24 protein-coding genes are annotated in these 26,066 nt (G+C 69.2%); 18 read left to right on the top strand and 6 right to left on the bottom strand.

The features are described 5' to 3' along the window. Positions 1-36: 36 nt before the first annotated feature. Positions 37-1,518 (bottom strand): cryptochrome/photolyase family protein, encoded by a 1,482-nt coding sequence (locus tag HFGMBDPB_RS04950; protein WP_212645008.1) that lies wholly within the window; start codon positions 1,516-1,518, stop codon positions 37-39. Positions 1,519-1,542: 24 nt separating this feature from the next. Between HFGMBDPB_RS04950 and HFGMBDPB_RS04945 the strand changes: the two genes are divergently transcribed. The 7 genes from HFGMBDPB_RS04945 (at position 1,543) to HFGMBDPB_RS04915 (ending at position 6,860) form a co-directional block, all read left to right on the top strand. Continuing rightward, positions 1,543-2,142: a YqgE/AlgH family protein gene (locus HFGMBDPB_RS04945; protein ID WP_012203507.1), complete on the top strand. Its 600-nt coding sequence runs from the start codon at positions 1,543-1,545 to the stop codon at positions 2,140-2,142. Further along, positions 2,139-2,597 carry a Holliday junction resolvase RuvX gene (gene ruvX, locus HFGMBDPB_RS04940; protein ID WP_043790397.1) on the top strand — a complete coding sequence of 153 codons (459 nt, stop codon included), beginning with the start codon at positions 2,139-2,141 and terminating at the stop codon, positions 2,595-2,597. The genes HFGMBDPB_RS04945 and ruvX overlap by 4 nt, the downstream gene beginning before the upstream one ends. Then, positions 2,594-3,112, top strand: a complete 519-nt coding sequence (gene pyrR / locus HFGMBDPB_RS04935) for a bifunctional pyr operon transcriptional regulator/uracil phosphoribosyltransferase PyrR (protein WP_212645007.1) — start codon at positions 2,594-2,596, stop codon at positions 3,110-3,112. The genes ruvX and pyrR overlap by 4 nt, the downstream gene beginning before the upstream one ends. A gap of 2 nt (positions 3,113-3,114) precedes the next feature. Next, positions 3,115-4,077 carry an aspartate carbamoyltransferase catalytic subunit gene (locus HFGMBDPB_RS04930; protein ID WP_012203510.1) on the top strand — a complete coding sequence of 321 codons (963 nt, stop codon included), beginning with the start codon at positions 3,115-3,117 and terminating at the stop codon, positions 4,075-4,077. A gap of 244 nt (positions 4,078-4,321) precedes the next feature. Continuing rightward, positions 4,322-5,617 (top strand): dihydroorotase, encoded by a 1,296-nt coding sequence (locus tag HFGMBDPB_RS04925; protein WP_016447929.1) that lies wholly within the window; start codon positions 4,322-4,324, stop codon positions 5,615-5,617. A 2-nt stretch (positions 5,618-5,619) separates the two neighbouring features. After that, a complete protein-coding gene (locus tag HFGMBDPB_RS04920; protein WP_016447928.1) occupies positions 5,620-6,369 on the top strand; it encodes a lysophospholipid acyltransferase family protein in 750 nt (249 codons plus the stop codon). 14 nt (positions 6,370-6,383) lie between these two features. After that, entirely contained in the window at positions 6,384-6,860 is a 477-nt protein-coding gene (locus HFGMBDPB_RS04915; protein WP_016447927.1) for a GNAT family N-acetyltransferase, read from the top strand. 25 nt (positions 6,861-6,885) lie between these two features. Here HFGMBDPB_RS04915 and HFGMBDPB_RS04910 read toward each other — a convergent pair whose 3' ends face one another. From HFGMBDPB_RS04910 to HFGMBDPB_RS04895, 4 genes are all read right to left on the bottom strand, one after another. Beyond that, positions 6,886-7,272, bottom strand: a complete 387-nt coding sequence (locus HFGMBDPB_RS04910; RefSeq protein ID WP_016447926.1) for a DUF1987 domain-containing protein — start codon at positions 7,270-7,272, stop codon at positions 6,886-6,888. A 35-nt stretch (positions 7,273-7,307) separates the two neighbouring features. Further along, on the bottom strand, positions 7,308-7,940 hold the full coding sequence (locus HFGMBDPB_RS04905) for a DUF6272 family protein (RefSeq protein ID WP_016447925.1): 633 nt from the start codon (positions 7,938-7,940) through the stop codon (positions 7,308-7,310). Continuing rightward, positions 7,937-9,334 carry a SpoIIE family protein phosphatase gene (locus HFGMBDPB_RS04900; protein WP_016447924.1) on the bottom strand — a complete coding sequence of 466 codons (1,398 nt, stop codon included), beginning with the start codon at positions 9,332-9,334 and terminating at the stop codon, positions 7,937-7,939. Before HFGMBDPB_RS04900 ends, HFGMBDPB_RS04905 begins: the two co-directional genes overlap by 4 nt. 97 nt (positions 9,335-9,431) lie before the next feature. Beyond that, complete coding sequence (locus tag HFGMBDPB_RS04895; protein WP_061288097.1) at positions 9,432-10,529, bottom strand: ABC transporter ATP-binding protein; 1,098 nt, start codon at positions 10,527-10,529, stop codon at positions 9,432-9,434. A gap of 212 nt (positions 10,530-10,741) precedes the next feature. Between HFGMBDPB_RS04895 and HFGMBDPB_RS04890 the strand changes: the two genes are divergently transcribed. From HFGMBDPB_RS04890 to HFGMBDPB_RS04840, 11 genes are all read left to right on the top strand, one after another. Next, positions 10,742-12,388: an ABC transporter permease gene (locus HFGMBDPB_RS04890; RefSeq protein ID WP_212645006.1), complete on the top strand. Its 1,647-nt coding sequence runs from the start codon at positions 10,742-10,744 to the stop codon at positions 12,386-12,388. A gap of 57 nt (positions 12,389-12,445) precedes the next feature. Further along, positions 12,446-13,354: a LysR family transcriptional regulator gene (locus tag HFGMBDPB_RS04885; RefSeq protein ID WP_016447921.1), complete on the top strand. Its 909-nt coding sequence runs from the start codon at positions 12,446-12,448 to the stop codon at positions 13,352-13,354. A gap of 112 nt (positions 13,355-13,466) precedes the next feature. After that, entirely contained in the window at positions 13,467-14,852 is a 1,386-nt protein-coding gene (locus HFGMBDPB_RS04880) for an 8-oxoguanine deaminase (protein WP_013804017.1), read from the top strand. 206 nt (positions 14,853-15,058) lie between these two features. Beyond that, positions 15,059-16,375 (top strand): nucleobase:cation symporter-2 family protein, encoded by a 1,317-nt coding sequence (locus HFGMBDPB_RS04875; protein WP_013804016.1) that lies wholly within the window; start codon positions 15,059-15,061, stop codon positions 16,373-16,375. Positions 16,376-16,406: 31 nt separating this feature from the next. Continuing rightward, positions 16,407-16,775, top strand: coding sequence for an arsenate reductase (glutaredoxin) (gene arsC, locus HFGMBDPB_RS04870; RefSeq protein WP_016447918.1), 369 nt, complete (start codon positions 16,407-16,409; stop codon positions 16,773-16,775). Positions 16,776-16,870: 95 nt separating this feature from the next. Then, entirely contained in the window at positions 16,871-18,424 is a 1,554-nt protein-coding gene (locus HFGMBDPB_RS04865) for a Do family serine endopeptidase (protein WP_016447917.1), read from the top strand. 287 nt (positions 18,425-18,711) lie between these two features. Next, positions 18,712-20,241, top strand: a complete 1,530-nt coding sequence (locus HFGMBDPB_RS04860) for a phosphatase domain-containing putative toxin (RefSeq protein WP_249343347.1) — start codon at positions 18,712-18,714, stop codon at positions 20,239-20,241. A gap of 35 nt (positions 20,242-20,276) precedes the next feature. Then, the gene (locus HFGMBDPB_RS04855; RefSeq protein ID WP_012203525.1) at positions 20,277-20,681 is read left to right on the top strand and encodes a hypothetical protein; all 405 of its coding nucleotides are present in this window, start codon (positions 20,277-20,279) and stop codon (positions 20,679-20,681) included. 197 nt (positions 20,682-20,878) lie between these two features. Continuing rightward, entirely contained in the window at positions 20,879-21,553 is a 675-nt protein-coding gene (locus tag HFGMBDPB_RS04850; protein ID WP_212645005.1) for a response regulator, read from the top strand. Further along, entirely contained in the window at positions 21,550-23,001 is a 1,452-nt protein-coding gene (locus HFGMBDPB_RS04845) for an ATP-binding protein (protein WP_212645004.1), read from the top strand. Before HFGMBDPB_RS04850 ends, HFGMBDPB_RS04845 begins: the two co-directional genes overlap by 4 nt. Positions 23,002-23,169: 168 nt before the next feature. Beyond that, positions 23,170-24,201, top strand: a complete 1,032-nt coding sequence (locus tag HFGMBDPB_RS04840; RefSeq protein ID WP_016453209.1) for a sensor domain-containing diguanylate cyclase — start codon at positions 23,170-23,172, stop codon at positions 24,199-24,201. A 100-nt stretch (positions 24,202-24,301) separates the two neighbouring features. Here HFGMBDPB_RS04840 and HFGMBDPB_RS04835 read toward each other — a convergent pair whose 3' ends face one another. Next, a complete protein-coding gene (locus HFGMBDPB_RS04835) occupies positions 24,302-25,909 on the bottom strand; it encodes a methyl-accepting chemotaxis protein (RefSeq protein ID WP_016447912.1) in 1,608 nt (535 codons plus the stop codon). Positions 25,910-26,066 lie beyond the last annotated feature (157 nt).

Genomic DNA, 26,066 nt, shown 5'->3' with positions numbered 1-26,066 from the left:
TTTTTCTTGGCTCCGGTGTCTTTGCACCGGCTTCCTTCAGCCCGCCTGCTTGACCACGCTGTAGCGGGCCAGCGTGCGCTCGCGCGCGGCTGCGTGGTCCACCACGGGATGGGGATAGTCCGTGCCCAGCACCACGCCGGCCTCGGCCAGCTCCAGCGGCCGGGCCTGCCAGGGCGCGTGGCGCAGCGCGGCGGGCAGGCGGGCCAGCTCGGGCACGTAGCGCTCGATGAAGCGCGCGTCGGCATCGAACTTCTGGCTTTGCGTGATCGGGTTGAAGATGCGGAACCAGGGCTGGGCGTCGCAGCCCGTGGAGGCCGCCCACTGCCAGCCGCCGTTGTTGGCCGCCAGGTCGAAGTCGTTGAGCTGGCGCGCAAACCAGGCTTCGCCCCGGCGCCAGTCTATGCCCAGATCCTTGACCAGGAAGCTGGCCGCCACCATACGCAGCCGGTTGTGCATGTAGCCCGTGGTGTTGAGCTGGCGCATGGCGGCATCGACCAGCGGATAGCCGGTGCGGCCCTCGCACCAGGCGGCGTACAGCGCATCGGCCTCGGGGCCGGTGTCCCACACGATGGCGTCGTAGACGGGCTTGAAGCTGGCGTGCACCACATGCGGATGGTGGGCCAGGATCTGGAAATAGAAGTCGCGCCAGATCAGCTCGGACAGCCAGGTGGCGGCTCCCTCGCTGTCGTGCGGCTGCTGCTGCGTCTGCTCCCAGGCCAGCCTTGCCAGGCGGCGGATGGAGACCGTGCCGAAGCGCAGGTGCACGCTCAGGTAGCTGGGGCCCTTGACGGCGGGAAAGTCGCGCGCCTGCCTGTAGCGCGGCAGGCGCGGCAGGAAGTCGGCCAGCAGTTCCTCGGCGCCAGCGCAGCCCGTGGGCAGGCGCAGGCCGTCCAGCGTGCCGGCCTCGAAGCCCAGGTCGGCTGCGGTGGGCACGGGGCGGCGCTCGCCTTCGGGGCGTGGCGCCAGGCGCTCGGGCAGGTCGCGCTCGCTGGGGTAGGCGGACAGGAAGAAGGGCGTGACCTGGCGCAGCCAGGCGTTCTTGTACGGCGTGAACACCGAGAACGGCGCGCCGGCCTGGGTCAGCACCTCGTCGCGCGCAAAGACCATGTGGTCCTTGAAGCTGTGCAGGGCCACGCCCTCGGCGGCCAGGGCCTGGCGCACGCGGGCGTCGCGGGCCAGGGCGTCGGGCTCGTCGTCCCAGTTGCAGAACACGGCCTGGGCGCCGAGCTGCCGGGCCAGGGCCGGGATCTGCTCAGCGGGCCGGCCGCGGCGCACGATGAGGCCGGTGTCGGCGCGGCCCGAGGCCTCGCGCAGCGCATCGTCCAGGCCCGCCAGGCTCTGGCAGATGAACTCCACGCGCCGGTCGGCACGGGGCAGGGGGGCGAGGATGTCGTCGTCGAAGATGAACACGCAATGCACCTGCCGGCACTGGCGCAGCGCATGGTAGAGGGCGGCATGGTCGGACAGGCGCAGGTCGCGCCGCAGCCAGACCAAGCCCACAGGGTAAGAAGGTGGCATGGATCGCCGGTAAAATCCGTCGTTATGTCTGCTGAAACTGCGCCTATCAATCTGACGCACCACTTCCTGATTGCCATGCCTGGCCTGGAAGACGAAGCGTTCTCGCGCAGTGTGATCTACCTGTGCGAACACAGCGAGCGCGGTGCGCTCGGTCTGATTATCAACAAGCCCTCGCAGCTTACGCTGGAAGGCCTGCTGGAAAAGGTGGATCTGGCCCTGGGCCGCGAGGACCTTCGCGGCAACCGCGTCTTCAACGGCGGGCCCGTACAGACCGATCGCGGCTTCGTGCTGCACGATCCCATGGTGATCGAAGGCGCGCCCGACGACGAGTCCGCCTACGCCTCGACCATGACCATTCCCGGCGGCCTGGAGATGACCACCTCCAAGGACGTGCTCGAAGCCCTGTCCGATGGCGCAGGCCCCAAGCGCCTGCTGGTCACCCTGGGCTATGCCTCCTGGGGCGAGGGCCAGCTGGAGTCGGAGCTGGCCGAAAACGCCTGGCTCACGGTGGGCGCCGACGCCAACGTCATCTTCGATACCCCGGTCGACGACCGCTATGACCGCGCCCTGGGCCTGCTGGGCCTGCAGCGCTGGATGATCTCGCCCGAAGCGGGGCGCGCATGAGCCTGCCCGCTCCCGAGTCCCAGGCAGCAGCGGCAGCCGGCACGGCCGTGCCGCCCGTCGTTCCCTCCCATTTCCAGAGTTTCGTGGCCTTCGATTTCGGGGCCAAGCGCACGGGCTGCGCCGTGGGCACGCGCCTGCTGCGCTCGGCCAACCCGCTGCCCACCATCCGCGCCGAGGCCGGCGAGGCCCGCCTGGCCCAGGCCGGCGAGCGCATCAAGGAGTGGCAGCCCGATGCGCTGGTCATCGGCGTGCCCTACCACCCCGACGGCAATGCGCACGAGAACACGGCGCGGGCGAAGAAATTCGGCCGCCAGCTCAAGAGCCGCTTCGGCCTGCCTGTCTACGAGGTGGACGAGCGCTACAGCACCACCGAGGCCCTGGCCGGTGGCGCAAGGGATGCCGATGCGGCCTCGGCCTGCATCATTCTTGAACAGTTTTTGAGGAGTCTTCCATGAGTGAAACCATTGCGGGAGCCGGCAGCCTGGTGCTGGACGCCGAGGCCCTGTACCGCGAACTGCTGCGCGGCGTGCGCAGCCTCATGGGGCCTGAAACCCGCCTGGCCGGCATCACCTCGGGCGGCGCCTGGCTGGTGGAGCGGCTGCACAAGGACCTGAACCTGCCCGGCAACCCCAGCGTGCTGTCCTCGGCCCTGCACCGCGACGACTTCGCGCAGCGCGGCATGGCCACCAGCGCCCAGACGCAGATCGACTTTGACGTCAACGGCGCCGACATCCTGGTGCTGGACGACGTGCTCTACACCGGCCGCACCGTGCGCGCCGTGCTCAACGAACTCTATGACTACGGCCGCCCGGCCTGCGTGCGCCTGGCGGTGCTGGTGGACCGGGGCGGGCGCGAGCTGCCCTTCCAGGCCGACTTCGCCGCCGCGCGCATCGCGCTGCCGGTTGACCGCCTGCTGTCGCTGGCGCGCGATGACGCCGGCGTCTTCCAATTCCGCATCCAAGAGGCCTGACCGTGCTGTACAAGCGCAATCCCCAGCTCAACAAGAACGGCGAACTGATCCACCTGCTGTCTACCGAAGGACTGTCCAAGGACATCCTGACCCACATCCTGGACACGGCGGCCAACTTCGTCAGCGTCAATGACCGCGAGGTCAAGAAGGTGCCGCTGCTGCGCGGCAAGAGCGTGTTCAACCTGTTCTTCGAGAACAGCACGCGCACGCGCACCACGTTCGAGATCGCGGCCAAGCGCCTGTCGGCCGACGTGTTCAACCTGGATATCGCGCGCAGCTCGGCCAGCAAGGGCGAGTCGCTGCTGGACACCATCGCCAACCTCTCGGCCATGGCCGCCGACATCTTCGTCGTGCGCCACAGCGAGTCGGGCGCGCCCTACCTCATCGCCCAGCATGTGGCGCCCCATGTCCACGTGGTCAATGCCGGCGACGGCCGCCACGCCCACCCCACGCAGGGGCTGCTGGACATGTACACCATCCGCCACTACAAGAAGGACTTCGCCAACCTGCGCGTGGCCATCGTGGGCGATGTGCTGCATTCGCGCGTGGCGCGCTCCGACATCCATGCGCTGACCACGCTGGGCGCGGCCGAAGTGCGCGTTGTCGGCCCGCGCACCCTGGTGCCGCCGGACCTGGCGCAGATGGGCGTGCGCGTCTTCCACACGCTGGAAGAGGGCATCCGGGACTGCGACGTGATCATCATGCTGCGCCTGCAGAACGAGCGCATGAGCGGCGCCCTGCTGCCGTCCAGCCAGGAATACTTCAAGAGCTTCGGCCTCACGGCCGAGAAGCTGCGCCTGGCCAAGCCGGACGCCATCGTCATGCACCCGGGACCCATCAACCGCGGCGTGGAGATCGACTCCGAAGTGGTCGATGGCCCGCAGGCCGTGATCCTGTCGCAGGTGTCCTTCGGCATCGCGGTCCGCATGGCCGTCATGTCCATCGTCGCCGGCAACGAGGCTTGAAATGAAGCACCCCCTGAGCGACTGCGTCGCTTCCCCCTCTCTCGCTACGCGGGAGGGGGGCGTACGGGCAGCCGGCGACGCCCTCGCTGCAGGGCGGCCTTTGCTCGGCGTCCCTGAGATGGGCCATGCTTTTTCCATGCCCGGTGTCCTGGACTGAGTTCAGGCGCTTTTTGTGAATGCAAATGTTTTTGATCGCCGCAGGCCGCAGCCCATGCGCCGCCTGCGGTCTACGGGGTAGCAAACCATGAAGATACTCATCCGCAACGGCCGAGTGATGGACCCGGCACGGGGCCTGGACCAGCAGGCCGACGTGGCCATCGACGGCGGCAAGGTGCTGGCCATCGGCAAGGCGCCCGAGGGATTTGCCGCAGAACGCGAGATCGATGCGGCCGGCTGCTGGGTGCTGCCGGGCCTGGTCGATCTGGCCGTGCGCCTGCGCGAGCCCGGCCACGAGCACGAAGGCATGCTGCAGTCCGAGATGGCCGCCTCGGTGGCCGGTGGCGTGACCAGCCTGGTCTGCCCGCCTGATACCGATCCCGTGCTCGACGAGCAGGGCCTGGTGGAGATGCTCAAGTTCCGCGCCGAGAAGCTGCACCAGTCGCGCCTGTTCCCGCTGGGCGCGCTGACGCTGGGCCTCAAGGGCGAGGTGCTGACCGAAATGGCCGAGCTGACCGAGTCCGGCTGCATCGGCTTCGGCCAGGCCGAGGTGCCCATGACCAGCACCCAGACCCTGCAGCGCGCCCTGGCGTATGCGGCCACCTACGGCTACACCGTGTGGCTGCGCCCGCAGGAGCTGTACCTGGGCAAGGGCGTGGCCGCCAGCGGCCCGCTGGCCACGCGCATGGGCCTGTCCGGCGTGCCCGTGGCGGCCGAGACGATTGCCCTGCACACCATCTTCGAGCTGATGCGCGGCACCCAGGCGCGCGTGCACCTGTGCCGCCTGTCCAGCGCCGCAGGCGTGGAACTGGTGCGCCGTGCCAAGGCCGAAGGCCTGCAGGTCACGGCCGACGTGTCCATCAACTCGCTGCACCTGACCGATACCGACATCGGCTACTTCGACAGCAGCGCCCGCGTCACGCCGCCGCTGCGCCAGCAGCGCGACCGCGATGCGCTGTCTGCCGCGCTGGCCGATGGCACCATCGACGCCCTGGTCTCCGACCACACGCCCGTCGATGAGGATGCCAAGGTCCTGCCCTTTGCCGAGGCCGAGCCCGGCGCCACGGGCGTGGAGCTGCTGCTGTCGCTGGCCGTCAAGTGGTCGCAGGACGGTGGCGTGCCTTTGAACCGTGCCCTGGCCGCCATCACGGCATCGCCCGTGCAGGTGCTGGGCTCGTCTCTGGGCGAGCTGCAGGGGCAGCTGGGCCGGCTGGCCGAGGGCGGCGTGGCCGACCTGTGCATCGTCGATCCGCAGGCGGCCTGGACGGTCAAGCCCCAGGAGCTGGCCAGCCAGGGCAAGAGCACGCCCTTCGGCGGCTACGAACTGCCGGCCCGCGTGCGCTGCACGCTGGTCGACGGCCATATCGCTTACGAACGCCGCTGAACATGAGCCGTCTGCGCAGGGGAGGGCGCGCCACGCTGCGCGCAGCGCGCCTGTTCGGCCATGTGTGCAAGGGGCTGTGGATCGTGGCCCTGCGCTTTCCGCAGCTGCCCGAGGAGCGCCAGCACGCCCATGTGCAGGCCTGGGCCCTGCAGTTGCTGGCCCATGCGGGCGTGCGCCTGGAGATCCAGGGCGAGCCGCCGAGCCAGGGCCCCATGCTCATGGTCAGCAACCATATTTCCTGGCTCGACATTCCCGTGCTGCATGCGGCGCGGCATTGCCGCTTCATCTCCAAGTCCGACGTCAAGGGCTGGCCGCTGATCGGCACGCTGGCCACGGCGGCGGGCACGCTGTACATCGAGCGCACCTCGCGCCGCGATGCCCGGCGCATGGTGCAGAGCATGGAGGAATCCCTGCAGCGCCGCGAGATCCTGGCCATCTTCCCCGAAGGTACGACGGGCGACGGCCGCAAGCTGCTGCCCTTCCATGCCAATTTGCTGCAGGCGGCCGTGCAGATCGGTGCGCCCGTGCTGCCCGTGGGCCTGCGCTTCATCGACGGCGCCACCGGCCAGATCAGCCACGCGCCCAGCTACGAGGGCGATGAAACCCTGCTGGGCTCCATCTGGCGCACGCTGTGCGCCGACGACCTGGTCGCCGCCGTCCACTATGGCCAGCCGCAGACGGCCGATGGCCGCGACCGCCGCGTCTGGGCCCAGGACCTGCATGCCGAGGTGGACCGGCTGCGCCAGGCCTGAACCTTGCCAGCGACATGACAGACACCTTCTCGCTTCGGCCCTCGCGGCCTGATGACCTTCCCGCCCTGAACGCCGTGCTCTGGGCCACCTACGACAGCACCTGGAAGCCGCAACTGACGGCGGACAAGGATGCACGGTTCCGCGCCTCGGGCCGCACCGCGCAGTACGTGCAGTCGCGCGGTCACCTGTTCTGGGTGGCCGAGTGCGATGGCGTGGTGGCCGGCTTCGTGGACCGCGTGGATGACTTCATCGGCGCCCTGCATGTGCTGCCGGCCTGGCAGGGGCGCGGCGTGGGCCGTGCGCTGCTGGCCCACGCGGAGCAGGCCATGCGCGCCGACGGCCACGCCCAGGTGCGGCTGGAGACCGACAGCTTCAACACCCAGGCCCTGGGCTTTTACACGGCGCAGGGATATGCCACGCTGGACACCTATCCCGACGAGGAATGGGACTGCGGCCTGACCACGGTGCTCATGGGCAAGCCGCTGGCCTGAAGGCCAGGGCGGAGCAGGCCTGCCCTCAGTTGCTGTAGGGCTGTCGCTCCAGCACCAGGTTGGCGAAGTCCTCCACCAGGTCGGCGCCCAGTTCCTCGATGGCGTCGTCCTCCTCGTCAAAGGCCCAGACCACGCGGATGTCCGTGCCCTTTTGCCCGGCCTGGTCCAGCAGCGCGAACAGCGAGCGCAGGCCCATGGTGGAGGCGCTGTTGATGTACTGCAGCTTCATCTCGGCCACGAAGCGAGGAGGCTGGCTGGCCTCGAAATACCGGCCCAGCATGGACAGGATGGGGTTGAAGAAGGGCAGGGGGTTTTCGGGATAGCACTCGCCTTCGATGCGCAGAAGCTGCTCGGCCGGCGAGAAGACCACTTCGGGCGTGACGGAGGTGCGTTCGGATTTCAATGCTTGCATGGCGGCAGGTCGGTTCGTTGAAGGACGCCCGGCGTTCAGATCAGCGCCTTGACGTGGAATACGGCATGGGGCGCGGTCTCGGCGGCGTCCTCTCCCGTGGCGATGTGGTACTGCAGCGGTGCCGAGGCATCGCGCGCAATGGTCAGCCAGCCCAGGCCCGCGCCCCGGCTGATGTCGTCGCTGGTGCCGTGGTCCGTGTTGTGCAGTTGGGCCTTGTAGGCGGCCTTGATCTCGGGGTGGCTCATGGCGCGCACGGCATCCAGCTTGGCGGCCAGGCGCGGCACATGCTCGCTGCGCACGGCATTGCTGCAGGCGATCCAGAAGCGGGCAGGCGCCTGATCGGGCCCTGCCTCTTGGGCACAGGTCTGCGCATCGATACGGCCCACGCCGATGGCGCCCTGTGGCACGGGCGCGCTGAGCGCCTGGCGGGGGCCGGTGTCGGCCGCAGGCAGGGGCGCTGCGTAGTGCAGCACGTTCTGCGCCATCTCGATGAAGGTGGAAAACAGCTTGCGCTTGGCGCTGCTCGATCCGTCCTCGCTGGCCAGGCGGCTCTTGAGCGTGTCGGCCGCCGCCTGGATCACGTGGGGGTTGAAGGTGCCCGCGTAGTACAGCAGCAGGCCGTTGTGCTCGGCCTGGGCGCGCAGCTGAGCGAATTCGGCCGGGCTCATGGCTGGCCTTGCACGCAGGTGGCGGGCTGCAGGGCCTGGTTGCGCCAGACCAGCAGAGACACATCGTCGCGCCGGCGCTGCGTGCCCTGCCACTGGGCGAAGGCCTGCCGGAACTCGGCGCAGGCCTGGGCGGCGGGGCGGTCCTGCTGCTCGTGCAGGAAGCGCGCCAGGCGCTTTCTGCCGTGGGCGATCTGGCGCGGCCCACCCAACTGGTCGATGACGCCATCGGTGGCCACCATCAGCAGCGAGCCGGGCGCGACCTCCAGCACCTGCGTGCTCCAGGCTGCGTCGTCGGGCGTGGTCGCATAGCCTATGCCCAGCTTGTCGCCGGCATGGATCTGCACCTGGGCCGCCTCCTGCACGCCGGGCGGCGCCACCAGCAGGTCCAGCCGGGCCGATGCAAAGCGCAGTTGCGTGCCGCAGGGCGACTGCAGGAACAGCGCGGCGTCCAGGCCATCGCTGGAGGTCTTCTCCGCAGGCAGGCCGTCGGCGGGGGCCGCTGGTGCGCCCCAGGCCGGCTGGGCGTCGCGGCTGCGCTGCTGCAGCACGCGCTTGATGTAGCGGTTCATCTGGCCCAGCAGGGCGCCGGGGTCGATGGCGGCGCCGGTGCCGGTACTGGTGCCGATACCTGCAGGCGCCACGGCCTGTTCGAGGAAGGACAGCGCAATCAGCGTCATGAAGGCGCCCGGCACGCCGTGGCCCGTGCAGTCGAACATGCAGCCCAGCAGGCCCTGCGGTGTGGCACGGAAGAAATACGCATCGCCGCCCACCACGTCGCGCGGCTCCCACAGCAGGCCGTGGTCGGCCAGCTGGCTGGCCAGCACGCGGTCGGACTCGACCAGGTGCGAGCGCTGGATCAGGCTGGCGTAGTCGATGCTGGCCATGAGCTGGCGCGTCTTGTCGGCCTCGATGTCGGACATGGCGGCCATCAGCGCGTGGCCCGTGCCTATGCCTGCATAGCGGCCTTCCTCGACGGTGATGAAGCCGTCCTTGAGCACGCGGCTGCCGCTGGCCAGCGCCTGCTGCACCAGCTGGTCGATGGGCAGGCCGGCCGCCACCACCATGGGCGCGGTGTCGGTGAATACCAGGCAGCTGCGGCGGCCGAACACGTCGCGCGCAAAGGGCCGCGCGTACTGCTCCATGAAGCGCTGGCGGTTGATCAGGCCCAGCGGCCGGTCGTCGGCCACCACGGCCAGGGTTTCGAGCAGGGGCTGCTCGCTGAACAGCCGGTGCACGTCCTCGTTGCTGGTGTCGGGGGGAATCGGCGCCGTGGGCTGGCTGAGCTGGCCTGCGCGGGCCAGCAGGCGTGGCGCGGCGGGCGCAGGGGCAAGCGCCGGAACCGGTGTCGGAGCAGATGCAGCGTGCTGCGTGGAGGAGGGGTCCAGAGCAAACATGGGTGGCCTTGAATTGTCACAAGATGTGACAGATTCTGTGTTTCACCCATGACCGTCGGATGACAAAGGCCTGGACGGCGCGGCGGCGGCCGCCTGCTCAGGCCGCTGCGGTCTGCGCAGTGCCCTGTCTCTCGCGCGGGAAGGCGACCACGTGATTCATGTCCAGCCGTATGCCCACCCACTCGCCCACCGCATGGTCGTGGTGGCTGGGCACATGGGCCAGCACGCTGTGGCCGCTGGCCAGCTCCAGCGTGTAGAGGAACTCCGAGCCGCGAAACGCCTTGCGCAGGATGCGTGCCTGCACGGGGGAGGCATCGTCGTGCACCACATCGTCGGCGCGCAGCAGCACATCGCATTCGCCGTCCGCAAACTGCGCAGGCAGCGGGCAGGTGGCCGGATCGACCAGATCGCCCAGCGCCGTGCGCGCCACCACGCCGCCGGCACCGCTGGGCGCCAGCGTGGCCGGCACGAAGACGCCGTGGCCGATGAAGTCCGCCACGAAGCGCGTGGCCGGCCGGTGGTACAGCGAATAGGCGTCGTCCCACTGCTGCAGCTGCCCCTGGTGGACCACGCCGATCATGTCGCCGATGGCAAAGGCCTCCAGCTGGTCGTGCGTGACGAACAGGGCCGTGGCGCCTGCTGCCTTGAGGATGCCGCGCACCTCATGCGCCAGGCGCTCGCGCAGGTCCACGTCGAGGTTGGAAAACGGCTCGTCCAGCAGCATCAGCTGCGGGCTGGGCGCCAGCGCGCGCGCCAGCGCCACGCGCTGCTGCTGGCCGCCTGACAGCTCGTGCGGAAACCTTCCTGCACTGCCGGCCAGGCCCACCAGCTCCAGCACCTCGGCCACGCGCTCGGCCTGGCGCGCCTTGGGCAGATGGTGGATGCCGAAGGCCACGTTGCGTCCCACGTTCAGATGGGGGAACAGCGCATAGTCCTGGAACACCATGCCGATGCGCCGCTGCTCGGGAGGGAGCGAGAAATCCGCGCTGCCCACGAGCTGGCCGTCGATGCGGATCTCGCCGCCGCTCACGGGCTCCAGGCCCGCCACGGCACGCAGCAGCGTGGTCTTGCCGCAGCCCGAGGGGCCGATGAGCACGCCGATGTCGCCAGCGGCCAGATTCAGCGTGACGCCCTGCACGGCAGGCCTGTCGCGGCCCGGGTATCGCACCTCGAGTTGGGAGACGGTCAAAAACATGCGGCGATTGTAGAACCGCGCAAATGAATAGAATTCGCATTTGCATTGGCGGGCCAGGGGCATGCCCGGAGCCCGCCGACTCCAGCAGCCCGCAGGCACGTCCGGTCTCGGCGGCACCTCGGCCCACAGGCCGGTGGCTGCCGCGGATCCCGGCCCGTTCCATAGCCCGGCAGCCAGATCCTCCCCCTCATCCTCTAGCCGAGACCTCCGCTTTGCGCCGTCTGTCGTCCGTACTCCGCTCCCTTCCACTGCTCCTGCTGGCCCTGGTGCTGATGCTGCCCGTGCTGGCCGTGCTCGGCTCCTGGCTGCCTCTGGGGCAGGGCGATGCCCTGGCCGGCTCCATCCTGCGCGAGATGGCCGCCACCGTGCTGCCCGGCTATCTGTGGACCACGGTCTGGCTGGGCCTGCTGGTGGCGCTGGGCGCGGCCATCGTGGGCACGGGCACGGCGGCGGCCGTGACGCTGTTCGACTTCCGCGGCCGGCGCCAACTGGAATGGCTGCTGCTGCTGCCGCTGGCCATGCCGGCCTATGTCACGGCCTATGCCTATACCGACTTCCTGCAGTTCAGCGGCCCGCTGCAGACCTGGATGCGCGACACCTATGGCCTGGAAGGCCGGCTCCTGCCCGAGGTGCGCAGCCTCGGCGGCGCGGTCTGGGTCTTCATCTTCTCGCTCTACCCGTATGTCTACCTGCTGGCGCGCACCGCGCTGGGCGAACGCGCCGCGCACCTGATGGAGGCCGCGCGCCTGATGGGTGCGCCGCTGTCGCGGCGCATCTGGTCGGTGGCGCTGCCGCTGGCGCGCCCGGCCGTGGCCGCTGGCGTGGCCCTGGTGGTGATGGAGACGCTGGCCGACTTCGGCGTGGTCAGCTACTTCGGCATACAGACCTTCACCACGGGCATCTACAAGGCCTGGCTGTCCATGGACAACCGCATTGCCGCCGCGCAGCTGGCCACCTTCCTGCTGGTGCTGGTGGTGCTGCTGCAGCAGCTGGAGCTGCGCGCGCAGCGGCGCATGCGCTTCGTCACCGGCGGCGCGGGCCGTGCCGGCTCGGCCGAGGCGCAGCCGCTGCGCCTGCGCGGCTGGCGCTGCGCGCTGGCCTGGCTGGTGTGCCTGCTGCCTGTGCTCATGGGCTTTGTGGCGCCCGTGTTCTTCATGCTGCGCCCGCTGGCGGCCGACTGGTCGGTGCTGCCCTGGGACCGCTTCCTCGACTGGGCGCTCAACAGCGTGCGCCTGGGCGCCATCACCTCGGTGCTGGCCGTCATCATCGCCGTGGCCCTGGCGTTTGCCGTGCGCCGCCACAAGGAGTCGGCCGTCACGCGCGGCGTGGTGCAACTGGCCAGCCTGGGCTATGCGGTGCCGGGCGCCGTGGTCGTCGTCGGCCTGCTGCTGCCCGTGGGCTGGGTGCAGCAGGTGCGGCCCGAATGGGGTTTTGCCGGCCTGGTCACGGCCACCGCCGTGGGCATTGTCTGGGCCTACCTGGTGCGATTTTGCGCCGTGGCCCTGCAGTCCATGCAAAGCGGCTATGCGCGCATCGCGCCCAGCCTGGACGACTCGGCCCGCATGCTGGGCACGGGCGCCTGGGGCATGCTGTCGCGCGTGCACTGGCCGCTGCTCAGGCGCTCCACGGCAGCGGCGGCGCTGCTGGTCTTCGTCGATGTGATGAAGGAGCTGCCCGCCACCATGGTGCTGCGCCCCTTCAACAGCGACACCCTGGCCGTCGTGGCCTACCAGCTCGCGCGCGACGAACGCCTGGGCGAGGCCGCCCTGCCGTCGCTGGCCCTGGTGCTGGTGGGCCTGATCCCCGTGATCATGCTCAGCCGCACGCTGCGCGCCGAGCGCCCGGGCACGGCCCGCTGAGCCTGGGCTGCCGGGCGCTGCAAAGCGCGGCCCGGCAAACCCCGCTACGCTCGCGCCATGCACGCCAGAGTCCTGCGCTATCTCGACGAAGTAGTCCGCCGCGGTTCCATCCGCAAGGCGGCCGAACATCTGCACGTGGCCCCCACGGCCGTCAACCGCCAGATCCTCGACCTGGAGGCCGAGCTGGGCACGCCCCTGTTCGAGCGCATCCACAAGCGCCTGCGCCTCACCCCGACGGGCGAGATGGTGCTGGCCCATGTGCGCGCCACGCTGCGCGAGCATGCGGCGCTGCGCGAGCGCATTGCCGAACTGCAGGGCGCGCGCAGCGGCGAGATCACCGTGGCCGCGACCACGGGGCTGGCCGGCTCGCTGCTGCCCTCGCTGGTGCATGAATTCCGCCAGCGCCACCCGGGCATCGTGGTGCGCATCATCGACCTGCCCCTGAGCGACATCGCGGCTGCCGTGGAAGGCGGCGACGCCGACCTGGGCCTGGCCTACGACCTGTCCGAACGCCCCGCGCTGCGCGCGCTGGCCATCAGCGAATGGCAGATCGGCGCCATCGTGCCGCCCCGGCATGCGCTGGCACGCCAATCGTCGGTGCTGCTCAGCGAGTGCATAGGCCATCCGCTCATCCTGCCCGCGCCGCCGCTGTCCATCCGCAGCCTGCTGGACGAAGCCTTTGCGCGCAACGCCATCGAGGTCACGCCCGTGGCCGAATCCACCTCCATGGCGCTGATCCAGCGCCTGGTCATGCTGGGCGAGGGCATTGCCCTGCTCAACCCGCTGGACGTGATGGAGGAGCGCAGCCGCAATGCCCTGGTCTTCGTGCCTTTGCGCGATGCGCATCTGCGGCGGCAGACGCTGGTGCTGACCGGCCGGGCCAGGGGGCAGTTGAGCGCGGCGGGCGAGCTGATGGCCCAGTCCATCGGCCAGGCGCTGGCAAGGCTGTTTGCCGGGGGGCGGTGAGTCTTAGGCACTTGTCCACTTTTTGTGGACACATCGGGCGGAATTCAGCGCTATCGGCAATGGCGTGTCCTTCCTAGACTGGCGGCTTTTCCATTTCGAAGAAGAGAACGCCATGACCTTGATCGCACTGAACGCCGATGTACTCGTCACCATGGATGCGCAGCGCCGCGAGATCCGCGACGGCGCCCTGGTGGCCGACGGCCCGGCCGTGCAATGGGTGGGCGCCACGGCCGATCTGCCGCCGCAGTACCGCCGCATGGTGGACGACGGCACGGCTCAGGTGCTGGACATGCGCGGCCGCGTGGTGATGCCGGGCCTGGTCAACACGCACCACCACATGTACCAGAGCCTCACGCGCGCCGTGCCTGCCGCGCAGGATGCGGAGCTGTTCTCGTGGCTCACCAACCTGTACATGCTGTGGTCGCACCTCACGCCGGAGATGATCCACGTCTCCACCCAGACCGCCATGGCCGAGCTGATGCTGTCGGGCTGCACCACCACCAGCGACCACCTGTACCTGTATCCGAATGGCGCTCGGCTGGACGACTCCATCGCCGCGGCGCAGCAGATGGGCATGCGCTTTCATGCGGCGCGCGGCTCCATGAGCCTGGGCCGCAGCAAGGGCGGCCTGCCGCCCGACGCGGTGGTGGAGGAAGAGGAAGCCATCCTGCGCGACAGCCTGCGCCTGATCCAGCAGTACCACGACAGCGCACGCCACTCCATGCTGCGCGTGGTGCTGGCGCCATGCTCGCCGTTTTCGGTGACGCGCGAGCTGATGCGCGAGTCCGCCGTGCTGGCGCGTGCGCACGGCGTGTCGCTGCACACCCACCTGGCCGAGAACGACAACGACGTCGCCTTCTCTCGCGAGAAATTCGGCCTCACCCCCGCGCAGTACGCCGAAAGTCTGGGCTGGGTCGGCCCCGATGTCTGGCATGCCCACTGCGTCAAGCTCGATGCCGAGGGCATTGCGCTGTTCGCGCGCACGGGCACGGGCGTGGCGCATTGCCCGTGCTCCAACATGCGCCTGGCCTCGGGCATCGCACCCGTGCGCACCATGCGCGATGCGGGCGTGCCCGTGGGCCTGGGCGTGGACGGCAGCGCCTCCAACGACGGCGCCCACATGCTGGGCGAGGCGCGCCAGGCCCTGCTGCTGCAGCGCGTGGGCCACGGCCCTGCCGCCATGGGCGCGCGCGAGGCGCTGGAGATCGCCACGCTGGGCGGCGCGCGCGTGCTGGGGCGCGACGACATCGGCGCGCTGGCGCCGGGCATGTCGGCCGACTTCGTGGCCTTCGACATGTCGGGCGTGGGCTACGCGGGCGCAGGCCATGACCCCGTGGCCGCGCTGGTGTTCTGCACGCCCACCGACGTGTCCACCAGCGTCATCAACGGCCGTGTCGTGGTGCGTGACGGCCACCTGCTCACGGCCGACCTGCCGCGCGTGCTGACACGCCACCGCGAACTGGCCCGCACGCTGTTCGAGCGCGCAGCGGGCCACTGACATCACCCTGCAGCGCGGTAGGCCGGCACCCAGGCCATCGCGGGTGCCGACCTGCCGCGCTGCGCCATTCCCCCGAAGCATCTCCAGGAGGCTCGAAGACCCGGACAGCACTTTCAGGACCCCCACCCTTTTCCGGCACCACTGCCCCGACATACATACAAGCGCCTCTGAAGAGGCCAACGGCCAGGACACAAGGAGACAAGACAATGGAACAACTGCTTTACAAGGTGGAAGACCGTCCGCCAATGCTCATCACCACGGTGCTTCTGTCGCTGCAGCACCTGCTGGCGGCGCTGGGCGGCATCATCGCCGTGCCCCTGGTCTTCGGCGGGGCGCTCAAGCTGCCGGCCGACCAGATCGTGGCGCTGGTGAATGCAGCGCTGCTGGGCTCGGGCGTGGTCACCATCGTCCAGTGCAGGGGGGTGGGGCCCGTGGGCATACGGCTGCCCTGCGTCATGGGCACCAGCTTCGCCTTCGTGGGCGCGGGCATCAGCGTGGGGCTGGAGCATGGCGTGGCCGGCATCCTGGGCTCCTCGCTGGTAGGGTCGCTGGTGATGATCGTGGGCAGCTACTTCATGCCCGTGATCCGCCGCTTCTTCCCGCACACCGTGACCAGCGTGGTCGTGACCATGATCGGCCTGTCGCTGACCCCCGTCGCCGTGGACTGGGCTGCGGGCGGCGTGGGCCGCAGCGACTACGGCGCGATCGGCCACCTGGCCATCGCCGGCTTCGTGCTGGTGCTGGTGATCGGCTTCGTGCAGTGGGGCAGGGGCATCGTCTCTGCCTCGGCCGTGGTGCTGGGCATCGCCTGCGGCTATGTGCTGTGCCTGGCGCTGGGCCTGATCGACTTCACCCAGGTGAGCGAGGCCGCGGTCTTCGCCATCCCGCAGCCGCTGACCTTCGGCATGACGTTCCCGGTGGCCGGCATCGTCGCCATGTCCATCGCTTTTCTGGTGACCATCGTCGAGACCACGGGCACCTTCATGGCCCTGGGCGCGGCCACGCAGACGCGCATCGACGGCAAGCGCCTGTCCAGCGGAATGCTGTGCGACGGCGTGGGCTCGGCCTTCGCGGCCGTGATGTCCAGCCCTCCGCTGTCCACCTTCGCCCAGAACGTGGGCGTGGTCTCGCTGACCGGCGTGGCCAGCCGCCACGTGGTCATGCTGACGGGCGTCATGCTGCTGCTGGCAGGCCTCTTTCCTGTGCTGGGCGCACTGGTGGTGACGATTCCGCAGCCCGTGCTCGGCGGCGCGGGGCTGATGATGTTTGCCATGATCATTTCTGCCGGCATCCGCATGCTCAGCGGCGCCGAGCACTCGCGGCGTGCCAGCCTGATCATCGCGGTCTCGCTGGGCTGCGGCCTGGCGGTCACGGTGCGCCCGGACCTGCTGGCCCGCATGCCTGCCTTCGTGCGCGAAGTCTTCGGCTCGGGCATTACCGTCGGCGCCCTGGTCGCGGTGGGGCTGAACCTGCTGCTGCCCGGCCGCGAGGTCGATGCCCATCCCGAGGAAGCCGTGGCCTGAGACGCATTTTCATGGGCCTACACTGCGGCCCATGAACACCACCGCCCCCCGCACCGACATCACCATCTACCACAACAACCGCTGCAGCAACTCGCGCGGCGCGCTGGCCCTGCTGCGCGACAACGGCATAGAGCCGACCATCGTCGACTACATCGCCCAGCCCCTGGACGCTGAGCAACTGCAGGCCCTGGTCCGGCAGCTGGGCATGCCCGTGCGCGAGCTGCTGCGCAGCAAGGAAGCCGTCTTCGCCGAGCTGGGCCTGGGCGATGCATTGGCCAGCGATGCGCAGTTGCTCGCCGCCGTGGCCGAGCACCCGGTGCTGCTCAACCGCCCCATCGTCGTCACGCCCAAGGGCGCGGCGCTGTGCCGCCCGCCGGAGAAGGTGCTGGCGCTGATCTGAGATGCACGGCGAGGCTTCTAAGCCTCGCCTAAGTCTGCCCCTTCAGACTTCTCCCCAACGCAGCAAGGAACGCTGCTTTTGAGGAAAGGTCTGCCATGAACAAGATTCTGTCGACTCCCCGCCGTCTGGTGCTGGCCCTGGTGGCCGCAGGTGCCATCGGCGCCCTGGGCGCCACGGGCGCCGGTCTGGTTGGTGTGGTGCATGGCGATGCGCGTGCCGCCACGTCGCTGTTTGCGCCTGCAGCACAGCCTGCTTCTGCCGCTTCTCCTGCTTCTCCCGCCGGCGCCGTGGCGGCGCCCAACTTTGCCGACATCACGGCGCGCAATGGCGCGGCCGTGGTCAACATCAGCGTGGTCGGCAGCTCGCGTGCCATGGGCGAGGACGGCGACGAGGCCGCAGCGCGCCAGGGGCAGCAGGGCGTGCCGGGCATGGACCCCAACGATCCGTTCTTTGAATTCTTCCGCCGCTTCGGCGTGCCCGGCATGCCGGGCATGGGCCAGGGCCAGCCCCAGCGCGATGTGCCCACGCGCGGCGAAGGCTCGGGCTTCATCGTCTCCAGCGACGGCCTGATCCTGACCAACGCCCACGTGGTGCGCGGCGCCAAGGAAGTGACCGTCAAGCTGACCGACCGGCGCGAGTTCAGCGCCAAGGTGCTGGGCGCCGATCCCAAGACCGACGTGGCCGTGCTGCGCATCGAGGCGAAGAACCTGCCCACGGTGTCGCTGGGCAAGACGGCCGATCTGCGCGTGGGCGACTGGGTGCTGGCCATCGGCTCGCCCTTCGGCTTCGAGAGCAGCGTGACGGCCGGTGTGGTCAGCGCCAAGGGCCGCACCCTGCCTGACGACTCCTTCGTGCCCTTCCTGCAGACCGACGTGGCCATCAACCCCGGCAACTCGGGCGGCCCGCTGTTCAACGCACGCGGCGAGGTGGTGGGCATCAACAGCCAGATCTACTCGCGCTCGGGCGGCTACCAGGGCGTGTCCTTCGCCATTCCCATCGAGGTGGCCACGCGCGTGCAGCAGCAGATCGTGGCCACGGGCAAGGTGCAGCATGCGCGGCTGGGCGTGGCCGTGCAGGAGGTGAACCAGGCCTTTGCCGATTCCTTCAAGCTCGACCGTCCCGAAGGCGCCCTGGTGTCCAGCGTGGATAAGAACGGCCCTGCCGCCAAGGCGGGACTGGAGCCCGGCGACGTGGTGCGCAAGATCGATGGCCAGCCCATCGTGGGCTCGGGTGATCTGCCGGCCTTTGTGGGCCAGGCGCTGCCGGGCCAGAAGGTCACGCTGGAGATATGGCGCAACGGCGAGGCCCGCACGCTCAGCGCCGTGCTGGGCGATGCCAGCGACAAGGCCGCCAAGGTGGCCAAGGACAAGCCCGACGCCGGCAAGGGCAAGCTGGGCCTGGCCCTGCGCCCGCTGCAGCCCGAGGAAAAGCAGCAGATCGGCGTGAAGGACGGCCTGGTCGTTGCCGACGCCGCAGGCCCGGCGGCCGAGGCCGGCATCACGCAGGGCGATGTGCTGCTGTCCATCAATGGCTCGCCTGCCGGAGATATCGAGGCCGTGCGCGCCGCCATGGCCAAGGCCGGCAAGACCGTGGCCGTGCTGATTTGGCGCGATGGCAACAGGATATTTGTTCCCGTACGTCTCGGGTAAGCGAAAGGAGGTAAGGGACTGAAAAGCACCTGCACACTGAATTGATCGCACAGCCCCGGCACGAATGTGCCGGGGCTTATTGCATGGGGAGTTCAACCGGCCAGTGGCTGGCGATTCCTGCATTCGTGCGGCAATGTGATGGTTGTATTCTGTGAATTCGCGTCCTTTTGCGTTAGCGGTGTTTCAAATTGTGACGATTTGAGATAGAGCGAATACGCTTAGACTGCCGGCCCATCCAGGCGGGCGTGCACCGTTCTGGTTTCAGGAAGAAGCGCCCGCAAGGGCCCATGGCAAAACAGGAAGGGCATGCTTTGAAGCAGGACTACAGCTTGCAGGCGGCGGGTTTGGGCGCATCGTTCGGCGCGCGCGTCATCCTGGCTGAGGTGGACTTCACGCTGCCCACCCACGGCATCACGGCCCTGCTGGGCCCCAGCGGCTCGGGCAAGTCCACGCTGCTGCGCACGCTGGCCGATCTCAATGCCGCCAATCCGCGCTTTCGCCGCTGGGGCAGCGTGCGCTACGCGGGCCAGGAATGGGCCGGCGCCATGCAGGCGCCGCGCCTGGTGCAGCAGCAGGCCCGGCTGATGATGGCCAGCACCTTCGACGCCATCGTCGAGCTGGCCCGGCCCCGCCTCAAGCTCGTGCCGCATGCGCTGCGCGACTGGTGCCGCGCGCAGGTGCAGGCCTTCGGCTTTCCCGAGCTTGCGCTGATGTTCGACCAGCCGGCGCTGCAGCTGTCCCCCGTGCAGCAGCGTGCCGTGGCCATCCTGCGCGAGGCGCTGGCCGAGCCGGCCCTGCTGATGGTGGACGAGCCCACGGCAGAGCTTGAGGGCTACGAGGCCTTCGTGCTGCTGGAGCTGCTGCGCCAGGTGGCCCAGCGCACGGCCGTGCTGATGAGCACGCACCACCAGCAGCACGCACAGGCCGTGGCGCAGGACATGCTGCTGCTGGCCGGCGGCCGCATTGCCGAGGCGCAATCCATGGAAGCCTTCCAGCGTGCGCCGCTGTCGCTGGCGGGCCAGCAGTTCCTGCGCACCGGCAGCTGTGCCGTGGCCTCGCCCGATGCGCGGGCCGAAGACCTGGAGGAGGGCGTGCCCCTGCCTCCTCCGCTGCCTGCAGCGGCCGTGGCCGCGATCTCCGAATTCCTGTCGGACGCAGTGGCCGCCGAGCCTGCATCCGAGCCCATGCCTGCACCTGAGCCCGTACCCGTGCCTGCGCCGGTACCCGCACCCGCACCGACACCCGCTGCCGCTGCCGCTGCCGCAGCCCGGCCGCGCGCCGTCAATCCCTCCGTGCTGGTGGACTGGCAGCCGCTGGTGGCCGACCCGCAGGCCGTGCTGGCCAGCCGTGGCCCCAGCGGCTTTGCCTGGCTGGTGCCGGGCCGGCTGGCGGGCGCGCCGCAACCGGGCGTGGTGCAGTCCATGGACTTCGACCTGAAGGCCCTGCGCGGCTGCGGCGTCACCGTGCTGATCACGCTGACCGAAAACGACCTGCCGCAGGAGCCGCTGCAGCGCCATGGCCTGCGCAACCTGCACCTGCCGGTGCGGGACCACGAATCACCGTCGGTGGCCCAGATCCAGATGCTGCTGGCGCGCATGTCGGCCATGCTGCGCGCGGGCGAGGTGCTGGCCGTGCACTGCCTGGCCGGCCTGGGCCGCACGGGCACGGTGTTGGCCGCATGGCTGGTGCGCGAGGGCCTCACCGCCGACGAGGCGCTGCGCCGCGTGCGCCTCATCGATGCCCAGTACGTGCAGTCCCAGGCCCAGGAGGACCTGCTGTATGCGTACGAAGTGGCACTGCTGCTGAAGATGGGCTGACCGATCACATCCATTCACAAAAAAGGAAAGCTGCAATGAGCCTGGATAACGTTTTGAGCGAGGTGGCCGGTTCGGTGCCCGAATGTCTGGCCATCGGCTATGTGGATGCCGCCTCCGGCATGCTGCTGGCCATCCGCACGGTGGACTCGCATCCGCGCGAAGTCATCGATCTCGTGGCCGCTGCCACGGCCGACCTGTTCAACGGCCCCAACGTCTCGATGATCGAGAGCCTGTTCAAGAAATCGCGCGGCCTCAAGGACGACGGCCACCACTACTTCCAGGAACTCATCGTCAACAGCGACAACCTCATCCACGTCTTCCTGCGCGGCAAGCTCATGCCCGACTACGTGGCCGTCTTCGTCTGCCGGCGCACGGCCAACCTGGGCATGGCGCTGACCAAGGCCCGCATGGCCATGCCGAAGATTGAAGCGGCGGTGTGACCGCCGCTCACCCCCTGAGTCGCTGCGCGCCTTCCCCCTCTCTAATCGCTTCGCGAAGGAGGGGGACGACAGCCTCGCGGCGGGGCGGCGCGGCCGGCTTAGGCCCTTGCTCGCTGCCCCTGACGTTTGAGCGCGCCAGTTTCGGGCGGCATGTGCCTCGGAACTGAGCCAGCCGTCCAGGGAGCTATTCTTCTGCCATGCGCTTACTGCTTGTCGAAGATGACGCCATGATCGGCGAGGCCGTGCAGACCCTGCTGCGCGGCGAGGGCCATGCGGTGGACTGGGTCCGTGACGGCCTGCAGGCCGATACGGCCCTGTGCCCCGGCCCGGGTGGCGGCCATGGCTATGACATGGTGCTGCTGGACCTGGGCCTGCCGGGGCAGGACGGTTTGCAGGTGCTGCGCCGCCTGCGCGGGCGCCGCGACCGCACGCCGGTGCTGGTGGCCACGGCGCGCGATGCCGTGCGCGACCGCATTGCCGGGCTGGATGCGGGGGCCGACGACTACGTGGTCAAACCCTATGACCTGGACGAGCTGCTCGCGCGGCTGCGTGCGCTGGCGCGCCGGGCGTCGGGCGCAATGGATCCGCTGTACGAGCGCGAAGGCGTGCGGCTCAATCCCGCCACGCGCGAGGCCAGTGTCGAGGGGCGCGACGTGGTGCTCTCGGGCCGCGAATGGGCGGTGCTGGAGACGCTGCTGGCGCGCCCGGGCAGCACGCTGTCGCGCCAGCAGATCGAGGACAAGCTCTACGGCTGGGGCGACGAGGTCAGCAGCAACGCCATCGAGGTCTACATCCACGGCCTGCGCAAGAAGCTGGGCGCGGGGCTGATCCTCAATGTGCGCGGCGTGGGCTACATGGTGCCCAAGCCATGACGGCGCCGGCTTCCTCTGTCATCGCCCGGCTGCGCGGCCGCCTGCCCGGCGCACTGGGCACGCGGCTGCTCCTGTTCCTGGGGGCGGCCATCGTGCTCACCGCGCTGCTGCAGGGCCTGCTGGCCTACCGCAACGCGCTGCTGCAGACCGACACCCTGTTCGACTACCAGATGCAGCAGACCGCCTTCGCGCTGCGCGCCGGCCTGCCGGTGGATGCGCGCGGCAGGCCCCAGGGCACGCCGCCCGAGGATGAGAACCACGAATTCATCGTCCAGGTCTGGACCAACGAGGGCCTGCGCATTTTCGAGTCCGCGCTGGGTGCGGCATTGCCGCAGATGGCCGTGCTGGGCTTTGCCGATGTGCCCGCGCGCGGCACCGTCTACCGCGTGTTCTCGCTGCAGACGCGCTCGCAGGTGATCCAGGTGGCGCAGGACATGCGCGTGCGCCGCACGCTGGCGCGCGATGCCGCCTGGCAAAGCCTGCTGCCCATCGCCTTGCTGGCGCCCGTGCTGGCGCTGGCCGTGTGGTGGGTGGTGCGCAGTTCGCTGGCGCCCGTGCAGCGCGTGCGCCGCGAGCTGGCCGCGCGCCGCCCGCAGGACCTGGCCCCCGTGCCGGCCGAGGGCCTGCCCGACGAGGTGCGGCCCCTGGTGGCCGAGCTCAACGCGCTGCTGCAGCGCGTGGGCCAGGCCTTCGAGGCGCAGCAGCACTTCGTGGCAGACGCCGCGCACGAGCTGCGCTCTCCGCTGGCCGCGCTCAAGCTGCAACTGGTGGCCTTGCAGCGCGCGCCCGATGCGGCCGCGCATGACGAGGCCGTGCAGCGTCTTTCGGCCGGCATAGACCGGGCCACACGGCTCGTCGAACAATTGTTGACATTGGCGCGGCAGGAAGCCCAAGGCACGGTACAAGGCACGGCCCCAGGCCTGCAAGGCATGCAGGGGCAGCACGGCGCTGCCACGGCTGCACCTGCCGACGTGGACCTGCGCGAGGTGGTGGAGCAGGCCCTGGCGGACCAGGCCGTGGCGGCCCAGCAGCACGGCCTGGACATGGGCCTGAGCGAGTCCCCGCATCTCCGGCAGTCCTTTGCCGTGGCGGGCGACGCACAGGCATTGCAGATGCTGGTGCGCAACCTGCTGGACAACGCCATCAAGTACGTGCCGCAAGGCGGCCGCGTCGATGTGGGCTGGCGCAGCGATGCCCAGGGCCGCGCGCTGGTGGTCGAGGACTCGGGCCCCGGCATTGCCGAAAGCGAGCGCGAACTGGTGCTGCGGCGCTTTGTGCGCGGGCCTTCAGCGGCTTCTGCGGGCCAGCAGGCGCAGGGCAGCGGACTGGGCCTGGCCATCGTGCAGACCATTGCCCAGCGGCATGGAGCACGCCTGCTGCTCGACCGCTCGCCCACGCTGGGCGGCCTGCGCGTGCAGGTGATATGGCCGCCTGTGTCGGCCTGCTGACAGCGGCGCGTGGCGCGCAGGCTTATCGGCCTGCAGCGCGGCCGGGATGCTTCCCGCCTGCGTCTGGCCGGGTCACAATCCCCAAATTGGTGCCGGCCCGCCTGCCTTCCCATTCCCTCATCAGGCGCGCGGGCAGTCTGCTTCCGTCGTCATTTCGAGAGGTATTTCATGGAGTCCCTTGTCCAGCGCCTGTCCCAGTCCGTGACCCAGGCGCATTCTCTGGAAGAGTTGACGCGGCCCCTGCTGCAAATGCTCGAAGAGAGTACGCATCTGGAGTCCACCTATCTCACCACCATCAACGAAGAACAGGGCCAGCAGCGCGTGCTGTACGCGCGCAACGCGAGCGAGATGCAGATTCCCGAAGGCCTGGTCGTCCCCTGGGGCGACACGCTGTGCAAGCGCGCCCTGGACGAAGGCCGCATGTACACGCCCGATGTCGGTGCCTGCTGGGGCGACTCCGAGGCCGCGCGTGAACTGGGCATTCGCACCTACGCCAGCGCCCCGGTACGCTTTTCCGACGGCCAGCTCTACGGCACGCTGTGCGCGGCCAGCAAGACCTCCCAGGCGTTGAGCACCGAGGCCCAGGGCCTGCTGCGCCTGTTCGCCAACCTCATCGCCGAGCGCGTGGAGCGCGAGCAGCTCATCACCAGCTTGAGCAAGGCCAACCAGGAGCTGGCGGCACTGGCCTTGCTGGACCCGCTGACCGGCCTGCCCAACCGGCGCTGCCTCACCGACGAGCTGGGCCGGCTGATTGCGCGCTGCGCACGCAGCCAGGAATGCGTGGTGGTGGGCTTCATCGACCTGGACCGCTTCAAGAACGTGAACGACGAGCACGGCCACGAGGCCGGCGACGCACTGCTGCGCGCCATGGGAGAGCGCCTGTCCTCCCATCTGCGCAGCGCCGACATGCTGGCGCGCTTCGGCGGTGACGAGTTCGTCTTCATCGGCGTGGGCCCGCTGTTCGGCAGCGAGGCCGACGCCGTATCGCGCGACCTGCAGCAGCGCCTGTCGGAGGCCTCGGTCATGAAGGTCGAGCTGCCCGATGGCAAGACGCTGGACTACGGCGGCGCCAGCGTGGGCGTGGTCTGCCTGCGGCCGGACTCCATTGACGCCGACGACGCGCTGCAAAAGGCCGATGCGGCCATGTACCGCGTCAAGATGGCGCGCAGCCGCGGCGCCAGGGGCACCGCGCTGCATTGAGCCAGCCGCAGGCACTGGCCCGGCGGCCAGGGCCTGTTGCTGCCTTGCTCTGGCCTGTCTGGCGGCTTCTCGCGCGCGCTCTTTCTTGTTTCTTTCCGTCTCAGCCTGCTGCCAGCATGGGCTGCCTGCGCTGCAGCTCCACGGCGGCATGCTGATGGCCGCTTGCCGCCTCCAGCTTGAAGGCGCCCACCGTGCGAACCAGGTCGCCGGCCTGGCCGCGCAGGCTGGAGGCCGCGGCGGCCATCTCCTCCACCAGCGCCGAGTTCTGCTGGGTGGCCTGGTCCATCTGCGTGACCGCCTGGCCGATCTGGGCCACGCCCGAGCTTTGCTCGGAACTGGCGGCGCTGATCTCGCCCATCAGATCCGTCACGCGGCGTATGGCGTCCACCACCTCGGCCATGGTCGTGCCGGCCTGGTCGGCCAGCGCGCTGCCGTTGTGCACGCGGCTGGTGCTGTCGGTGATGAGCTGCTTGATCTGCTTGGCGGCCTCGGCACTGCGGCTGGCCAGGCCGCGCACCTCGGTGGCCACCACGGCAAAGCCCCGGCCCTGTTCGCCGGCGCGTGCCGCTTCCACGGCCGCGTTCAGCGCCAGGATGTTGGTCTGGAAGGCAATGCCATCGATCACGTTGATGATGTCGGCGATCTGCCGGCTCGATTCGCTGATGCCGCGCATGGTATCGACCACCTGCCGCACGACTTCGCCGCCCTGCTCGGCCACGGTGGAGGCGCCCAGGGCCAGCTGGTTGGCCATCTGTGCGTTGTCGGCGTTCTGGCGCACGGTGGAGCTGAGCTGCTCCATGGAGGCTGCCGTCTGCTGCAGCGCGCTGGCCTGGCTTTCGGTGCGCGAGGACAGGTCCTGGTTGGCCTGCGCGATCTGCCCGCTGGCCGCCGCCACGCTGACCGATCCCTGGTGCACCTGGCGCACCACGCCGCGCAGCCCCTCCTGCATGGTCTGCAGCGCGCGCAGCAGCATGGACACCTCGTCCTTGCCGCGCACATCGATGTGCCGTGTCAAATCGCCTGCCGCCACGGCATCGGCCGTATGGATGGCCTGTCGCAGCGACCGCGCCATGTTGCGGATGATGGACCAGCCCAGCAGCACTCCCAGCAGCACGCCCCCGATGATGGAGCCCACGGCCACCGCAAAAATCACCTGGTACAGCGATTGCGCGGCCTCGTATTCCTCCTTGGCGACGCGGGTCTGCAGCGCGGTCAGCTGCACGATCACATCACGCAGCGGCGCGTACAGCGCCTCGTCCTTGTCGATCAGCAGCTGCCGGGCCAGCTCCAGGTCACCGGACAGCAGCGCCTGCTGGGCCGGCTTCAGAAAGCCTTGCAGGAACAGCGCGCGCACGGCCTCGAAGCGGTCGGCCAGCTGCGCCTCTTCCTCTGTCATCCGGGTCTGGCGGAACGAGGCCCAGGCCTTGTTCACGTCGTTGATGTTGGTCTGTATCTCCTGCTGCTTTTGCTGCGTGTATTCGGGCAGGTGCACGGCAATGGCGCCCGAGACCGCATTGCGGTTGCGCAGCAGCAGGCGCTGCACTTCCAGCAGATCGCCCAGTGCGACCAGGCGCTCTTCATAGACCACCTTGAATCGGCGGTTGGACTCGCTGATTCCATAAAGCCCGAAAGCGCCGATCACGATCATGAGCAGTGAGAGAAAACCAATCAAGGCGGTCAGGCGAGTCGATAACTTGAAATTATTCATACTGCGTCCTTTGCATGCATTGCGGATGGTTGGTGGGTACTCGCGTTGTCAGGCCGCCCCGTGATGGCTCACATCTCTCGCAAAAAGAACTCGGTCGTGAAAATGAGATTTCATTCACGGTAAATGCCCGGTCTGCACAAAGGCTCACAGGCATCCG

It is taken from the genome of Delftia sp. PE138 (genome assembly GCF_018320755.1).
Classification (GTDB): Bacteria; Pseudomonadota; Gammaproteobacteria; order Burkholderiales; family Burkholderiaceae_C; genus Comamonas; species Comamonas tsuruhatensis.
The sequence above is the reverse complement of the archived record's forward strand: the minus strand, read 5'-3'. Positions and strand labels throughout refer to the sequence as shown.